Below are 16,593 nucleotides of genomic sequence, written 5' to 3' on the forward strand. Positions count from 1 at the left end.
GTTTCAACGTTGTTTCGTGCGTGCAAGCCTTGCCTGCGCGCGCGCCGCCCCTCGGCTGGCGGCCCGGCTGGGTTGATTGGCTGCAACGCTTTCGGATTTCCCCAGATGCTCGGCCAGCCTGCGCACTGTCGGGAATCTGAAGATGTCGGTCACTGCGACGTCGAGCCCCAGCTTGTTCTTCAGACGTCGCCGCAGCTGCACGACCAAAAGGGAATGCCCGCCCAGATCGAAGAAGTTCACATTCACCGGCACATTGGACACGTCCAGAGCCTCGGCCCAGATGGCGGCAATACCGGCCTCGAAGTCTGTAGCGGCTGCGGCGCCTTCTTCCACCAGACCGGTCATGGGTTTCGGCAGCGCCTTGCGGTCGATTTTGCCGTTCGGCGTCAGCGGCATGGCCTCAAGGGCAACGATCTGGGACGGCAACATAAACTCGGGCAGGTTCCTGGCCAGTTCGGTCAGCAACCCGGCAGTATCCGGCTGCGGCCCTGAGGGCGTTACATAGCCGATCAGGCGCGCGTCGCCGGGTCCGAATTCGACGGCGTTGACCACGGCCTGCCTTATGCCCGCAAGGGAACCCAGCGCAGTTTCAATCTCGCCCAATTCCATCCGGTAACCGCGGATCTTCACTTGATGGTCCATCCGACCAAGGAATTCCAACTGCCCGGACGCGGAGCGCCGTACCAGATCACCGGTTCGGTAAAACCGCCCGTCGCCGGTTTCTGTAAAGCGCTCAGCGGTCAGGTTGGGCCGCTTCCAGTAGCCTTCGGCAACGCCGCCACCGCCGATCCACAACTCACCTTCGACCAGATCAGGCAGCTCCCGACCTTGGGCTGATCGAATGGTCAGCGTTGTATTGGTAATGGGATCGCCGAGCGGGATCACAGGTCCCGGATCGTCCAGCCGGGCCACAGAAGACCAGATTGTAGTCTCGGTCGGCCCATACATGTTCAAAAGCACACCGTCCGGGGCCATGGCGTCCCTGATGCTGCGGGCCAAATCGGGTGGGAAGGCTTCGCCTCCCACCATCATCACATCCAGCTGCCGCAGCGCGGCGCGTCCCGGATCGTCTGCCGCCAGAAGCGAGGCCATTGGCGGCGTGCATTGCAGATGTGTGATTTTACCGGCTGTGATCTCTTCGGCGACGGTTGCCTTTCGGTCAACGCCACCTTCTTCCTCGAGCTTCGTCATCAAGGCTTTGATGTGCGGCAGGTTCTTCAGGACGACATCTGTGTCGATGCCAAAGTCGATCAGGCAGGCGATTTCATCGACACCGACCTGTGCCAGCTGACGCACCATTTCCCCGGCAGAATCCGGTGTGCCAAACAGGCCGGAACTTCGGTAATAACGTTCGAAAGCATGGTCCAGCAGGGCGTCCAATTCGTCTTCGCTGAGCTCTTCCTTCTCGAACATCTCTTGCGGGTTCATGCCCGAGTCCCGAGATCGTTCCGCCAACAGAGGGGACGTCCACGAGGCTTTCTTCAAAAGGTCTACGGATGAACGCAGATATTGCTTCATCGGTTTCCGGGCCAGCTCGCGCACATTGTCCTCATCTTTCGAGACAAAGGTGTGCAACATCAAAACAACGTGGCCGTTTCCCGGATGGCCCGCAGCACGCCAGGCGACGCGATAGGCGCGGATTTTCTCTGCAACCTCCTCGAAGCTTTGTCCCAGAAGATGCGTCAACACTCCGCATCCGGCTTTGGCGGCCTCGGCAAAAGTTTGGGGATTGCCCGCAGCTGTCAGCCACAGAGGGATTTCGCCGCGAACCGGGCGGGGGTGGATTTCCAGCTCGACGTCCCCGCCGTCATGTCCAGGAAAACTCAGCGTTTCACCCTTCCAGAGCGAACGTAAAGTATCGATCCCCTTGACCATTTCGTCCTTTCGGTTGGCAAAAGAACTGGGGTTGAGGATGAAATCATTCGGTTGCCAACCGGAGGCCAGCGCGACACCTGCTCGACCGTTGGACAGGTTATCGACCAACGCCCAGTCTTCGGCTACCTGAACTGGGTGGTGCAGGGGCAATACGGCTGAACCGGCCCGCAATTCGACGTTTTCGGTTATTCCCGCCAATGTGGCAGCGGCAATCGCCGGGTTGGGGTAAAGCCCGCCAAAGGCGTGAAAATGTCGTTCCGGAGTCCAGATCGCCTTGAAGCCGTTCTTGTCGGCGAACTTGGCTCCCTCAAACAGTAAGCGATAGGCGTGGTGTCCGGTGCCGGATGCCTCGGAGGCGAAGTAGAACAGCGAAAAGTCTGGCAAGACTGTCTCGCTGGCGCCATCGCATTGCAATACCAGCGTTGCGCCGCGCGACAGAATCCAGAAAATCTCGAGCACCGATATATCGAAGGAAACGGAGGTCACGCCAAACAAACGTGCACCGGGAGACAGGGGAACCATTTCATCCATGCCGGCCATGAAATTCATTACCGTGCGATGCGGAATCATCACGCCTTTGGGGCGCCCGGTAGACCCGGAGGTATAGATCAGGTTCACCAGGTCGTCAGCACGCACCCCGACATGCAGAGGTGCAGACGCATAGTCCCGCTCGGATGCCAAGACTGATCGTTCAGAATCCAGCGCAAGTCGCGCAGCCGCCGAAGGGCTGGTGACAATCAATGCCGCTTCGCTGTCTTCAACCATATAAGCGATCCGGTCTTCGGGATAAGACGGATCAAGGGGTAGGTACGCAGCGCCGGTTTTGAGAATAGCCAGCATGGCGATAACCAGATCTGCGCTACGTTCAAGGCACAGACCGATGATTTTACCTTGCCGCGCACCGCGAGCGACCAGTACAGCGGCCAGAGCGTTGGCTTCCTGCTCAAGCTCTTTGTAGCTTAACCGGCGGTCCTGGACCTCGAGAGCGATTGCGTCCGGATTTGCCTCGGCCTGCTGGCAAAACGCTTCGTGAACGCAGGCAGGGCCATTGATGTTTTCTCCCTGTCGGTTGGCTCGCGTTACAAAGCCCAAAGGCAAACTATCCAATGCCCTTTCTTGCGAAGTCAGGAACGCATGCAGGAACTGACTGAAATCTCGCGCGATTGCAGCCAGCACATCGGGTGAGAACAGACCTGGGCGAGCCACGAGCTTCGCGGATTGACTCCCATGCGGCGGGTACAGGGCCAGGTCGACGGGTTCGGTTGAATTGATTGGGGTGTTGGTTCGCAGATCCAAAACAACCGACAGGGCCTGCAATGCAGTGCTGCGCTGGGCGCCCATCCGAAGCGGAAGGTCTGCGGCCATGGGTGAGGTGCGGAGAGTGTCGTTCCAAACGGTACGCATGTCGCCCAGAACTTTTGCTGGACTGTTCTTTGGATCAACTCGCAGGTGCAGCGGGCGATAGGGCGACTGAAAACGCGATGAAGGTTCAATGCAAAGTGTCAGCGACGCGCTGTCCAAACCGCTCAGACCAGTATTCCATGCTATCCAGCCTGCTGCCAATTGTTCAGCGGTGAGATCAGTTTTGCTTGCCAGAAGGTCAGCTGTCAGCGCGTCTTGCGCAACCGTCGTTTCCGCGCGGGCCGTGTGACGCGGATACGGAGGCACAGCGGCGCGCGCTGCCAGAAGTTCCTTGGCCCAACGCCGCTCGGCTTCGACAACATCTGACGTGGTATTTTCGTCGGCTTTGATCGGGGGCGGCAAAACTTGACCAATTTCGATGCTGTCAAAGCGCTGTCCGGTCAGGTCCTGAACCTCGCGCAGAAGGAGATCACCATCCATGGATGAGACGGTCAGCGTGCCTTCACCGGCGGCCGCGACCTGCCCCGGAACGCCGCTGGCGGCACCAGTGATTTCAGCACCCTGTATGGCCAATATTTGCTGCCCGGTCCAAATCTTGGGTAAGGCGATCGGGTTCTTGTAAGAGCCATGGTCAAGCGCCCGTATCACCCGCATCAGGTCGGCCGCCGGTTTCCGAAAATCGAGCAGACCTTCGTTTGTGGGCCGTGTTTTTCTGGAATAGAGCTGTCCTGCTCCGGCCAGTATGATCGAAGGTTCGCTCTGTTCCTTCAGTTGTGACAACAATTCCGGGAATGTCTCAAGTGCGGTTTCGTAGCACCGGGCATTCAGGCTGAACGCGGTTTCATCTGGTGTGATATCGAATTCGCGGATCAGAAATGCCCGTTCAGCCGTCAGGCTCGAGCTCATTTTGTGCCAGGTGATCGCGTGGCGCGGTTGGCCTTCGTAGATCGACCATACAGGCACATTCAGTCCTGCCCGAGCAGGCAACGGTCCGTCATGTAAATTGATTGCCGAATATTTGGGTCTTTCGGTCAGGTTCGCAGGCAAAATTTCGGTATTGGCTATGCTGAAAAGGTAATCACATTCAATATTGTCGGCTATCTGATCCTGAGGGTTACCCAATACCGGCAAACCGCGTTCCCGGACCCAATTCACGACCTTTAAGTCCCGGGTAACAACACCGACGATTTCGCCGCCCTGGTCCAGGAAGATTTGGGCGCACTGCAACAGCAATGCTTCATTGCCACAGAATATGGCCCTCACGATGCCCTCGCTCTCTTTTCAAAAGCCGATTTTGTTCGACTCGGGTGTATGGGGAATATGTCCGAAAAATTTGTCAACAATAGGGAGATGATAACCAGTATTTGGCTTGTTTTCTGAACAAGCGTATCGGGCAAGCGCAGCTGGATTTCACTTGGAGTTCAAGCATTTTTTTGGCGTCATATTCTTCCTTGCTTTCTCATCCCAAGAGGTTTTCTGGAATCTACATCTGATTGCTTCGAAGACGATGTATGATTTCGAAATACGATGCCAATACGACATCCTCGCGCCAGTTTTTTTCAAACCCCGCTTGGGCATTTTTGCCAAGCGTGGCCGACTTCTCGGGGCTTTCTACAAATTCCTCAAGTTGAGTCCTGAGGTCTTCCGTGGATTGGAACAGAACCCCTCCTCCCGTGGCATTTACGATCTCGGGATACGGGCCCAGATCTCGGGCTATTATGGGAGTACCGTCCCGGAATGCCTCCAAAACGACCAGTGGGAAGACCTCATAGCAGCGCGATGGCGTGATTGCAGCCAGTGCATCACGGTAATAGCGGCGCAGATCGTCGGGGGGCAGGCGGCCTAGAAAATGCACGTTGGGCCGACCTTTAGCAAGGCGCCGCAATTCGTCTGCGTAGTCGCCGTCGCCGGCAATCAGCAAATCTGCCGGCAGGCTATCATCGAACGCGGGGATGACATCCTGCAAACCTTTGATCACTTCGAGCCGTCCGGCGAAAAAGAAAAATGGGCGTGAATGGATCGAGGGCAGGTCAGGCAGGTCGGGTGCGTCTGGCAGAAACGAGGGTATGACCTGTGCCGGGGCGGTGAAACCGAACCGGCGATGATTGTCCAGGCAGGACTGGCTGAGCATCAAAAACGCATCCACATTCCGGGCCGCATTCGAGACCAGATTCGTCGCGCGCCACAGCTGCGGAGGGCGCCCGTGCCGCAGGACGCACCGCAGACACCGGCGTTCGTCGCAGATCTCACGATTGTCGCGCCACAGTATGTGCGATGGGCATACCATCCAATGTTCATGAGCTGTGTGCAATTTGACGCCCGTTCCGATTTTCCAGATTCCAGGTCCGCCAATCAGGGAAATGTTGTGAAAGTGAATGACGTCGAACCGGTCTGTCAGCAGCTCCTCCAGTTCGCGCTTGTGCGACAGGGGTAGCCCGGTCTGCTGCACGGCCAGCGACCCCAACAATGGAAACCGCGAACCCAGTCGATGAACAATTATGCCATCATCTTCTGGCAGCTCTGGCGTATGTCCAGACAATTGTTTGTAAGCATCCGTATCGTGGATCACTTCGACATGATGACCGCGCAGTGCCAACGCCCGCGCCAGGCGTTGAACGTAAATCCCATCCCCGCCAAAATTGAATGGCGGGTAGAAAGTGGTCACCATGGCAATGCGAAGAGGGTCCATGATGCTCACCTGCGGACAGACATAAGATAATTGCGAAGAAGACAGTAAAACAAAGTAGCCCCATATGGTCGGATCAATTTCAGGATGCTGAAACTGGACTCACCTCCGTCTCTCTGGCGCCAATCGTTTGGTACGACCGCATATTGCCAGCCCCCCAGAACTGCTTTTAGGGACATCTCGATGGTTATATTGAACTGCCCGGCGACCAGGGGTTGCATATCATCGACAACGGCACGCCGGTAACATTTGAAGCCGTTTGTAAAGTCTCGGTATTTAGCCCTTACCAGCCAGCCGATTACAGTATTCGCGACGCGATTGATCACGCGTTTTATGGGTGGATAACCGGTCACAGTGCTGCCCGGGCCGAACCGTGCGCCAAAGGCGCAGTCGGCTCCGTCTGCAATACATGTGAAATACGCCGCGACATCAGCGGGGGAATCTGCACCATCCGAAGTGACGACAACCAATGCGTCACCGTTGTAGACTTCAATTCCTTTTCGGATCGCAAACCCATATCCGTTGGGGCCGGAGTTATGCACCGCGCGCAGGTTGGGAAATTCCCAAACAAGCTTCTTCAAAATCTCTGCCGTGCCGTCCTGGCTGGCATCGTCAACAACGATCAGTTCGTAGCGGAACTCTGTATCGTTCAGATGTTGGCACAGATCACGGATCGTCGTTTCGATGACGTCCTCTTCATTGTAGGCGGGCATTATGACGGAAAACAGCAAGGCGTCGGTCATGATCCGCGCTCCATCAAAATGAAGGTATCGAGCTCTTCCAGGACAACGAAGTCCTTCAACAAAATTTCACCCAATGCCTGTTTCCACATCCGATACTCAATACCGTTTTCCAGCGCTGTCTGCTGTGCTGTGTTGCCGCTGATCCAGCTGACCACGCGCCGCCATTTGTCGTCTGATGGCATTTCGGCTTGCCAACCGTCTTGCAGGTCAGCGTAATCATCGACGTTGATAACCACAATCAAACCGTTCATTTCGGCCGTCGCAGCCAAGGGATTGAGGGCATCAGAGTACAGAACATCGTAAAAGGAAAACCCGACGGGACAGATGCCAATTTCGGGTGCCATGGTCCAGATTTTCCCATAAAGGATTACGGGTCTGGTTGCGATGTCAGAAGAGGCAAGCCGTGCGGCCAGTGCTACCCGGTCGGGGCGCGCATGGCTGCGCAAGCTCTGGGTTGTCGGCCCCCGTGCCACGATTGTACCGACTTGGGCGCGGTTGGTGATCTCGTGATACAATCCCCGCAAGTTGCTTGGGATGATCCAGCGGCCCAAAGGTATGTGACTGACTGTTTGCGCGAAGGCCGCTAAAATGATCATCGCGAATCCAAATCGCCGAAGTGCTGGTGTGATCAAAAACAAGGATGCAGGACGGGCGGCAAGCCAGACCAATATCAGGGGGACAAACGGCACAGCCATATGCAGAAAGTCGGCTCTTTGCGTTGCGATCTTCAGTGTGACCACAGCAAAGACCCCAGAACCAAGCAGTAACAAGTCGCCTTCCTGTGCCGCTTTTCTAGGTATGTCCCTGAGCCCCGATCCTGTCGCTACACACGCCGCTGCCAATACGGCGAACAATGCCAGTGTGTGCAGGCTCCAGTAAAAGGCGAATTGCCCAAGCCCATTCTGGCTGGCGCGGGACATCACCTGAGCCGTCAGTTCAAGGTAAGCGGAAATGTCGCCACCCAAAGCCCATAGAGAAACACCAAACCAGCTTGCCAGAGCCACAGGGGTCACCGTAGCCATTCTGAGCAGCATAGAACGGGGGGACATCCAGCCATCAAGGGCAATGATCGCAATTGCGGATACCAGCCCGGCGATCGCATATTCATGCGAATACCCGGCGCCTAGCCCTAATATGACCGCCACCAATACGAGTGTTTTCGTGTCCCGTGGGTTACGGGCAAGAAATACGATCGCGAGCAAAGCAGCCAGGTATCGCCAGGCAATCCAGTTGAGCCCCAGCAGCACGTCCATCCAGAACGGCAAGAGCAGAAAGAAGACCAGCCAGCGTTTTCCGGTTTGTGGGATCAGGCGCTGCAGCAGGGCCATGATGATGAGCAACAGCAAGGCCTGCAGGCCTGTATAAAGCCCGTAATAAGTCAGAGGCGAGTACTCGGCCCCCATAAGAAAATATGCAGGGGCAATCATCAAAGGGCCGTAAAGAAACTCAAAATCCTGATACGGCACCTGCCCGCAAAACATGCGGTACAGGGGTGCGAGAAAATAGGAATCCTCTACATGAGGGCCGAAGCGAGCGATTGCTGAAGGCCAGTTGAGAAGCAGCGGAGGCAGTGTCACCACCAACCGCTCGGTCCAACGCTGCAATGCTGAGATGGCGGCTGGGCGAGCGGGGGTGACGGGTAGGATGCCTGATGGCGTACTGATCAGACTTGACGCGAGAATGGTTGACGCAGCCCAAAGAAATACAAGCACCCATACCAGTCCAATATTATAGCCAAGTATGGCCGCGACATTTGGCAGGTTGGGGTCAGGCGGAAATAATGTGGGTACCGATGCCAGCACCGGTACCAATACGAGCAGGGCTAGAACGGTAACGGCGATCTGGGCTTTCCAATTCATCAGAATACTCCCCCTGTGCCAGTATCAGAAGGCCGGTTTCTGAAGATCAACCTGCTGCAAATCAGATAACTGAGCGCAAAGGAAAGACCGGCCGCGATTCCCAATCGCACCGTTGGGTGCAGGTATGCCTGCAATCCTTGTGTTTCCAACCACCAAAGAACGGTAACGCGTACCACAAGCACCACTGCGACTCCGATAGCAAATCGTATGAAATGACCAAAGGAGGCGCGTTGGTTTTGATCGCGAAAGGTCCAGAACGTATGAACGAAGTAGTTGAAGACCATCCCGAACCCGAGGCCGACAAGAGCTGCCACAGGATCGCGAATCCCCCACACGATGATCAGAGCGCTTGCCACTGCCAGATCCAATACTAACCCGCCGCAGGCGGTTATGAAGAATCGGATCATCTGGCCAAATTCCGACAATCGGATCATGCGGCGCATCCCTTGTCGATAAACCTTGTGTCGGCTGTCGCCGCAAGACCTCCATCGCTTTGGAGCCGCTCGAAAAGGTCATAGATATTGTCGATCTTGCCCCCCATGACCACCATCAAGCCCGAGTGGCGCGCATCCCGTTCCAGAAGGATTGGCCGGCCGTCATCGCGCTCGTTGCGCAACAGTACCGTCTTTGTTTCGTACAAGGACTTTTGCCAATGCGCATCCGACAGTGCCGGCACGTACCGGCTGGCGTCGCGAAGCATATGCAGCCAATGGCTTTGAAGCTTGTCGGTGGATTTGGGCTGCCCGGCCAGCCAGGCACGATGCGGTGTATATCGGACGTGGGTCAGCGAATAGGTGTTCTCGGCCGGAAAGGGCATGGTTGAAAAAAACGGGCCATCCATCATCGTGATGCCGTACCCAGACAGGGCCGTTGGCGGATCAATCAGTGCGACCTCGGCGATCTCGTATTTAAAGCCCAGCCGTTTCCCAAGATCGCTTTCACCGGCCAGGAGGCCATATGTGGCGTCGATCACGATTGGTGCAGAGACTTCGCCGTGCCCTTCGACGGCAACTCTGATCGGGTCGGGTTCTTGCCCGGGATGGACAGCGACAACTTTCGCATTGGTCCTGACGGTTACGCCAGCCCGGTTCAGGCGCTGTTGCAAATCTTTGCGAAGCGCATTGGCGTCAAAAGCATATTCGTTGCAACGCCAGATCTTGGCAACTTCGACCTGGTTGAAAAGCGCCATTTCTGCCGGGCTTGCCGCCTCTATGGGCGCCCCGAGGTCCGCGAACATCTTTTCAAAGCGCTGCGGCGTGATGCGCGAGCCATAGCGCGCAACGCCGTACAGCATTGAGAAATCCCCTACGACGGCATCCGGGAAATCCGAAATGAATCGCGGATACAAGGACAAGGAGCGCCGTGCTGTTTTGAAGTTTCGCGGATAGTGAAATCCGCTATGTATCCGGGCCTGGTTGACATATGACGCGCGTTCAAGCAGCCCGCTGCGTTCCTCCAGAACCACCACATGATCGGCGACCGAACGATAAAATAAGGCAAGACAAGTGCCATAAAACCCGCCACCGATTATTACGACATCGGCCTTTTCGGGATGGTCGTTCATGCGTCTACCCCATCCAGGAGACGACGCAGGAACCTCAGGCTTTCAAACAAGGGCTCAAGTGTTTCATCTGCACGCATCTCAAGCGTGACGTACCCTTTGTAGCCGGCGTTGTTCAAAGTGTCGAAGACAGCTTGGATGAAGTCGGAATGGTGTATGATCGGCCTCAAATGTGGGGCGCTGAAATGGACGTGGCGTATGAATGGCAGCGCTGATTTGAGTGCAGAAGGGTCTTCTTCAGCCATCATCATGTTGCCGGTATCCAGAACCATGCCCACGCCAGGGTGATCGACTTGCCGCACCATGGCGGCCGCTTCATCCAGACGAGTCAGAAAGTCGCAACCATAACCTGTCGCGTTGGCCTCAAGGCAGAAACACGTTCCTGTTGTCTGGGCTATGTCGCCGATCCGGCGAAAGATCGGGACAGCCGCGCTATAGGCAGCGATCAGATCCAGATTGCCGCGTTTTCGGTTGCCGGGGGAGCCAAAGACCAGAGGGCCACAACCCAAGGCCTCAGCCAGTGTCATGACGTGAGTCAGGTAATCTTCAAACGCTTTCACCTGATCCGGCTGGCCAAACATACGCAGTTCGGGTTGCCCGAATAGTAACGCTTGCATGGAAACAACGGGCAAGTGTTGCGCGGCCCAGTTTCGGCGCACAGCAATCGCGTCCTCTGCGGTCGCAGTCGCGACATTGGCGAACAATCTACCAGGTGCCACCTCCAATGCCTCGGCCCCGGCTTCGATCAGGTGCTGGGCAATCTCTGCGTCGTGGTCCGCAGCCCATCCAATGTTCGAAACCGCCAGCTTCATGGATGATCTCTGCGCCATTGATCTGCGAAACTGCCTATGTCTTTCAGGCAGTTTGATGCGGTTTCAAGATAAGATCCACCCTGGCCCCATACGTCGCCGTGGCGGGTTTGCATGTCGTACCGAACTGGCGGAGCGGGAAGCTCAACCACGTGTGTCTGCCCGGTCAGGTTTTGCACTATGTCCCTTACGGAAACCGGTTCTGTGGCCAGATTTACCAGCGAAAGATCAGTTTGGCAGATCCGATCAATATCGGTCTTGAGGCGATTCAAATGGTAGAACTGAAATTGCGACCGAGCATCGAAGCCGGACAAGTCCCCACCAGTGAGGGCGTCGAAGATCAGGTTTTTCTTCAACCCGATTCCGTAAAGCCCGGGCAGCCGTAGAACGCGGCAGTCTTCGAAATGTGTTTTCAGCGTGTTTTCTACGCGCAACCTATGCAACCCGTAGGCATGCAAGCCTTTGACAGGCGTTGGGCTGGTTTCGTCGACGCCAACCGGGGATTTGTAAACATCCACGGTTGAAATCAATATTAGGCGGCGAGTTTTGACCGACTCTAAAACTTGAAGCAGGGGCGCAATTCCGGCCCAGTCGGCATCCGGGTTTTGATTGGCCCACCACTTAACGGCCTGAATGCCGGCGCAGGTTACGGTGTCAAATTCCTGCCCCGCCATGTCGTGGAAATTCTTGGAATTGAACCCAATGTCATAAGAACCGGTGCCCCACAGAGTTGAGCCGACAAAACCAGTGTGCCCGATCAATGCGTTTGTCATTTGTCCTCATCCGCCCCTTCAACGTTGAGTTCGGCGCCCGCGTGATACAGATCACCGCCGCTGATTTCGGAAACTAAAACCGTATCGCGATCTCTTCGTCCCTGACGCAGCAGCTGCAGCAAGCCCAGGCAGATTGCGGCAAGAACTCCGAAATTGGCAGCAAACAGTGCAGAAAACAGGACGGCAAGCGATGCCCAGCCCGGTGCAACATCCTGCAGCACAAGCCGTGTCACAACGGCCCCAACTGTTGCCAGCAAGCTGAGAAAAGAAAGACACAGGCATAACAGCGCAAAACTGCGGACGAGCCGCTCGGAGGACAAAGAGACCAGCTCGGCACTTAGGCGCGCCTTGTCTACAAATCCTGACATGAATGGACGGCGAGGGCGGCGGCTGACAAAAATACGTTTCTGCGAGAGATGCGCGGACAGGTCGAGGATGCGGAAGAACTTCAGAATACCGCCCATCTGTTCCAGGCGGGACATGGCGGTGCGCGTCAGTACAAAAGCACGCGCCTGAAATGCTTCCATCTGCTGCCCGGTCATCAGCCGCATGGCTGAGCTCAAAACGCTGGCCATGGCCCGATCTCTACGTCGGACAAGCGAGGGATCAAATACGGCCTTTACGATATCATACTGCCCCCCGGCAATATTCTCGATCAACTGGTCGAGCTCACTTTCAGACGCAGAATCCGGCGCCATGCACATGATGTAGTCGCCGATTGCTTGATGCATCGCCTGTACAACCATGTCTTCGTAATCACTTTGACGGTCGACACTCAGGACGCGCAAATGTTCGACGTCCTGGCCGATCTGGCGCAGCCGGCTATCCCATTCCGGCGGCGGATCGGCGACGATGACAAGTAACTCATGATAGTCGAAGCGGGATTTGGCAAACCGGGACATCTGCATCAGACCCTGTTCGTCGTGCGAGATATTGCCCTCGCAGACAAGGATCAGGGAAACAAGGTTTTCACGACCAAGTTGACCATAAGCTGTCTTTTGTGCCGTGTTCTCAGGACTGATTTCACCAATCTGAGTCATGTGTTGTCCTGTGTTTCAAAGCCGAAATCTTTAAACTTTAAACGCAATGCTATTAGCGACAAACCATAATTTGTTCAGAAACTCATTGCTATCGCCCAGTAATCCTCGGCGGGAATTGTTTCCCTGTCAGCAACAAAATTGTGAATGCGGAGTATTTGGCGCTTAAAACTACTAGGATTGTAGGTGATCTCTGCGGTATTATCCGCGGAATGTGCGCCACATCAAATTATAGCGTGATAGGATAAAAACAGAATTCAGGATTCCCTTGCCGGTCAGCATTTATTGAGGCTGCCTGGTGTGTATCGATTTAAGAGGTGGAAAATTATGGGATACCACGACCTGCGTTTTGATCAGGGGGACGGGCAGAACCGGTCCGGTCTGGAACGAAATATTCTGGATGGTGAGGTCTACGTTTTTCGTCAGGCCCTGCAAGCCTTCGATCTTTACGATATGTGGCATCAGGCCACGATCCGGGGCATATCGGCAGCGGTTGGGAAAGAGGCTGCAGAACGGGCGGAACGCGATGGTTATCATCGTATTCACGAGTGGGTATCGGCGACCGACATCCCCAAAGTGACTGATGCTGTTTATGCTGAAATTGAGCCTTTGACCCATGATTTTTTGGATCGGTTCATGAAGGGCGCTTTTCCGGACGTTGACACGTTCTTTTACGAGAGGGCACCAAACGTTCGCTTCCACATCCCCTTTGATATCGCCCAAGGCTACAAGAAAGAGTTCAACAAGTTCGCTGAGTCTTACGGGCAGGGGAAAATCGCTGCACATGGACCACACCGCGACAGCTGGCTGGATTGCCCATCGAACGGCATAAATCTGTGGTTTGCGATGGGGCGCATTCGTCCCGGCAACGGGCTGACTGTGTACCCGGATGACTATGTGGGTGAATACAATTATGTGCGCTCGGGGAACATTTCCGACGGCGAAAAGCTGCACAAGACCATGACGTTCGACCTGCATCCCGGCGACGTAGTGATGTTTCATACCGATCACGTGCATGGCTCGGAACTGAACCGCACGGATGAAACACGCTTTGCCATATCCTGCCGTCTGTCGGTGGACCGCCCGGTGTTTCCGCAACTGCACCACCACAACTATGTCTATTCAGGTTGGAGCGGATCGGCGACCTTGCGCCCGCTGGCGGAATGGCCTGCAAAACTGCAGCCCAGTTATGTGACCAGCCTTGCACTACGTGCGCGGAATAAGCTGATCCCTTCTCTGGCGCCCGGTGATCCGGAACCGAATCCGGCAGAAATGATTGGTACCAAAACCGACCGAGGGTTCGAGGTCGCATTAAAAGACGTACCGCCCGGTACTGTGCGTGGTGTCTCGCCCGCAATTTGCGTCGCACACCTGTCCGAGGGCAACGTGGTCGCGCTGACTCGGCGGTGCCCACATCAGGGCGGCGACCTGGCTAACGGTTGGGTGGAAGGCGATACCGTCGTGTGCCCGTGGCACAATCTGCCCTTTGACGCAAAATCTGGTAAGTCCGCCTGCCAATCCCTGCCTATGCTTAAACGCGTGGCATGTGAGATCGACGGTGAAATAATTGTCATTGACCCAAAGACGCAAATTAACACCAAAGAGGATAGCGAAGTTGAGCAATTTACCGAGGCTGCGGCCAACTCGTAAGGAACCCAAAAAGAAGACATAATCAATAGTAAGAGTTGTTCGTTGCTTCCGCCCTTCGGGAGGAATGCTAATGCGAATTTTCTTGGCCGATCTCGGCCACAATCTGGTTACTGAAACTTCCGACACCTATCCGCTGGGTGTCGGTAACCTAGCGACCTACGCGCAGGCGTATGTCAAATCTCCGACCCCAATTGAAATCGAGATTTTCCGAGACCCCATGGAGTTCAAGGCGGCACTGGACAGAGGGATTCCAGAAGTTGTCGGCTTCTCCAGCTATTCATGGAACCATCGTCTGGCCGAAGAATTTGGCGTCTATGTTAAAGACCGCTCGCCTGAAACTTTGACTTTGATGGGAGGTCCAAACTTTCCTCTGACAGAGGAAGAGCAGGATAACTGGATCCGGACAATGCCGCAGATTGATATCCACGTGCGCGGTCCGACCTATGAAGGAGAACGCGCCTTCCTCAATGCCTTACAGCGTTATGTCGACAGCGACTGTTCCATCGAGACTACCTGTTCGGAACCTATTGACGGCGCCCTTTGGGTGGATCGCAGTTCTGACGCGGTGATACGCGGAGGGGAAGTGCCGCGCATTCGGGATCTGGATGAAATCCCGTCACCCTATTTGGCGGGTTACATGGACAAGTTCTTCAACACCGGGCTGTTCGCGCTGATGCAGTTGGCACGCGGGTGCCCGTTTACCTGCGCCTTCTGCAATTCAGCCGTGAAATCCAATTCCAAAGTGTTTCGCCATTCCTTTGAGCGGACCAAAGCGGATCTGGATTACGTGGTCAGCCGTATCGACCGTTCTAGCCCGCTGTGTTTTGCCGACGACAATTTCGGGATGTACCTGCAGGACGAGGAGGTCGCCGATTACCTGGGCGCGTTGATGGATCGGTTTGACTGGCCGAAATATATCCGTACCACAACGGGAAAGAACCGCGGCGACCGCATTATCAAGGTTATGAATAAAGCACGCGGACGACTGCCGATGACGTCATCCGTACAGTCGCTGAATCCAACGGTCCTGAAGAATATCCAGCGGGACAACATCAAGCTGGAGACCTATGCCGAGATCCAGCAGGAACTGCACGCCAAAGGCATGCAGTCTTACGGGGAACTGATCCTGTGCATGCCAGGGGAAACCAAGGCCAGCTTTATGGATGCGGTCGATCAGTTGATAGAAACCGGTGTCAGCAGGGTTGCTGCGCATCAATTGATGTTGTTGCACGGGGCACCGCTGTCGAACCCGGACTCGCGAGAGAAATTTGGGTTCAAGACCCGGCACCGGGTCGTGGCCCGATGTCTCGGTCGCTATACCGGCAATACGGTGGTTGAAACCGAGGAGATGGTCGTCGAAAGCGAAAGCTTTTCGTTCCAGGATTATCTCGACACTCGGGTATTTCATCTGCTGCTGACAATCTTTTATTACGAGGGAAATTTCGAAGAGGCGTTTCATTTCAGTCGTGACCAGGGCATTCGGCCCTATCTGGTCGTTCGGAAAATGCAGGAAAACCTGTTGCAGGCCCCTGCGAGGTTTCAGAAAGCTATTGCGGACTATCTTGAGGAAAACCAGGCTGAGCTGTTTGAGACGCGCGAGGACTGCGTTGCCTGGGCGGATGAGAATTATGACGCACTGATATCCGGAGATCTGGGTGGCAATCTTCTGTCGAAATACGCGATGATCGGTCGTTTTATCATCGTGGATGAAGCACTGGAGTTCCTGGAACAAGCCATTAAGGAACTGCTCCCGCCGGATGACTACAAAGCGCATGCGCAATTGACCAGCATCATCGCTTACTATCGTTCCATCATGCTCAGCACACCCTTTGCGGACAGTCTAGAGGATGCACCGGTTTGGACAACATGGTATGATATCGAGGCATGGCGGGACGGAGATTTCAGCGTTTCTCTGGAGACGTTTCGATTTACCAGACCGCGCGATTTTGCGACTCGGGTCGACCCGCGCGTCAAGTCTGTTCTGCTTGCACGACTGGACACGTTTGGCGAACACCCAACTGGTTTGGGCAGGTTCACTCGGACAATGTTTGCGCGGGATTTCCGACGTGAGGTCGTGGGGCCTTAGCCAAGAAAACACATGAGCAATGCGAGCCCCGGAGAGCTTGGAAGTAATCCGGGTTAAAAGCGAGAATGCGTTTACGGACTGAATTTATGAAATGGCGACAAATTTGCCGCTGCGTTGTGATTGTCAAAAATGCAGCATCAATGCTGTGGTCA

General features: G+C 55.4%; 11 protein-coding genes. 2 read left to right on the forward strand and 9 right to left on the reverse strand.

From position 1 onward, the window contains the following. Positions 1 to 3: 3 nt before the first annotated feature. From AC2TDA_RS08500 to AC2TDA_RS08540, 9 genes are all read right to left on the reverse strand, one after another. Positions 4 to 4,500, reverse strand: coding sequence for a MupA/Atu3671 family FMN-dependent luciferase-like monooxygenase (locus AC2TDA_RS08500; protein WP_480877346.1), 4,497 nt, complete (start codon positions 4,498 to 4,500; stop codon positions 4 to 6). 220 nt (positions 4,501 to 4,720) lie between these two features. Next, entirely contained in the window at positions 4,721 to 5,926 is a 1,206-nt protein-coding gene (locus tag AC2TDA_RS08505) for a glycosyltransferase family 4 protein (protein WP_480877344.1), read from the reverse strand. Positions 5,927 to 5,931: 5 nt separating this feature from the next. Beyond that, positions 5,932 to 6,666 (reverse strand): glycosyltransferase family 2 protein, encoded by a 735-nt coding sequence (locus AC2TDA_RS08510; protein ID WP_480877342.1) that lies wholly within the window; start codon positions 6,664 to 6,666, stop codon positions 5,932 to 5,934. Then, on the reverse strand, positions 6,663 to 8,525 hold the full coding sequence (locus tag AC2TDA_RS08515) for a hypothetical protein (RefSeq protein WP_480877340.1): 1,863 nt from the start codon (positions 8,523 to 8,525) through the stop codon (positions 6,663 to 6,665). The genes AC2TDA_RS08510 and AC2TDA_RS08515 overlap by 4 nt, the downstream gene beginning before the upstream one ends. Further along, positions 8,525 to 8,959, reverse strand: a complete 435-nt coding sequence (locus AC2TDA_RS08520; protein WP_480877338.1) for a GtrA family protein — start codon at positions 8,957 to 8,959, stop codon at positions 8,525 to 8,527. The genes AC2TDA_RS08515 and AC2TDA_RS08520 overlap by 1 nt, the downstream gene beginning before the upstream one ends. After that, entirely contained in the window at positions 8,956 to 10,089 is a 1,134-nt protein-coding gene (locus tag AC2TDA_RS08525; protein ID WP_480877336.1) for an NAD(P)/FAD-dependent oxidoreductase, read from the reverse strand. The genes AC2TDA_RS08520 and AC2TDA_RS08525 overlap by 4 nt, the downstream gene beginning before the upstream one ends. Then, positions 10,086 to 10,898 carry a sugar phosphate isomerase/epimerase family protein gene (locus AC2TDA_RS08530; protein ID WP_480877335.1) on the reverse strand — a complete coding sequence of 271 codons (813 nt, stop codon included), beginning with the start codon at positions 10,896 to 10,898 and terminating at the stop codon, positions 10,086 to 10,088. The genes AC2TDA_RS08525 and AC2TDA_RS08530 overlap by 4 nt, the downstream gene beginning before the upstream one ends. After that, positions 10,895 to 11,668: an NAD-dependent epimerase/dehydratase family protein gene (locus tag AC2TDA_RS08535; protein WP_480877333.1), complete on the reverse strand. Its 774-nt coding sequence runs from the start codon at positions 11,666 to 11,668 to the stop codon at positions 10,895 to 10,897. The genes AC2TDA_RS08530 and AC2TDA_RS08535 overlap by 4 nt, the downstream gene beginning before the upstream one ends. Then, on the reverse strand, positions 11,665 to 12,708 hold the full coding sequence (locus AC2TDA_RS08540) for a hypothetical protein (RefSeq protein ID WP_480845411.1): 1,044 nt from the start codon (positions 12,706 to 12,708) through the stop codon (positions 11,665 to 11,667). Before AC2TDA_RS08540 ends, AC2TDA_RS08535 begins: the two co-directional genes overlap by 4 nt. A gap of 324 nt (positions 12,709 to 13,032) precedes the next feature. On the opposite strand from AC2TDA_RS08540, the gene AC2TDA_RS08545 reads away from it, so the two are divergent. Together AC2TDA_RS08545 and AC2TDA_RS08550 are read left to right on the forward strand one after the other, a co-directional pair. After that, a complete protein-coding gene (locus AC2TDA_RS08545) occupies positions 13,033 to 14,355 on the forward strand; it encodes a Rieske 2Fe-2S domain-containing protein (protein WP_480845412.1) in 1,323 nt (440 codons plus the stop codon). A 70-nt stretch (positions 14,356 to 14,425) separates the two neighbouring features. Beyond that, a complete protein-coding gene (locus AC2TDA_RS08550; protein ID WP_480877330.1) occupies positions 14,426 to 16,441 on the forward strand; it encodes a B12-binding domain-containing radical SAM protein in 2,016 nt (671 codons plus the stop codon). Positions 16,442 to 16,593: the final 152 nt, after the last annotated feature.

It is taken from the genome of Ruegeria sp. HKCCD6426, assembly GCF_057221115.1.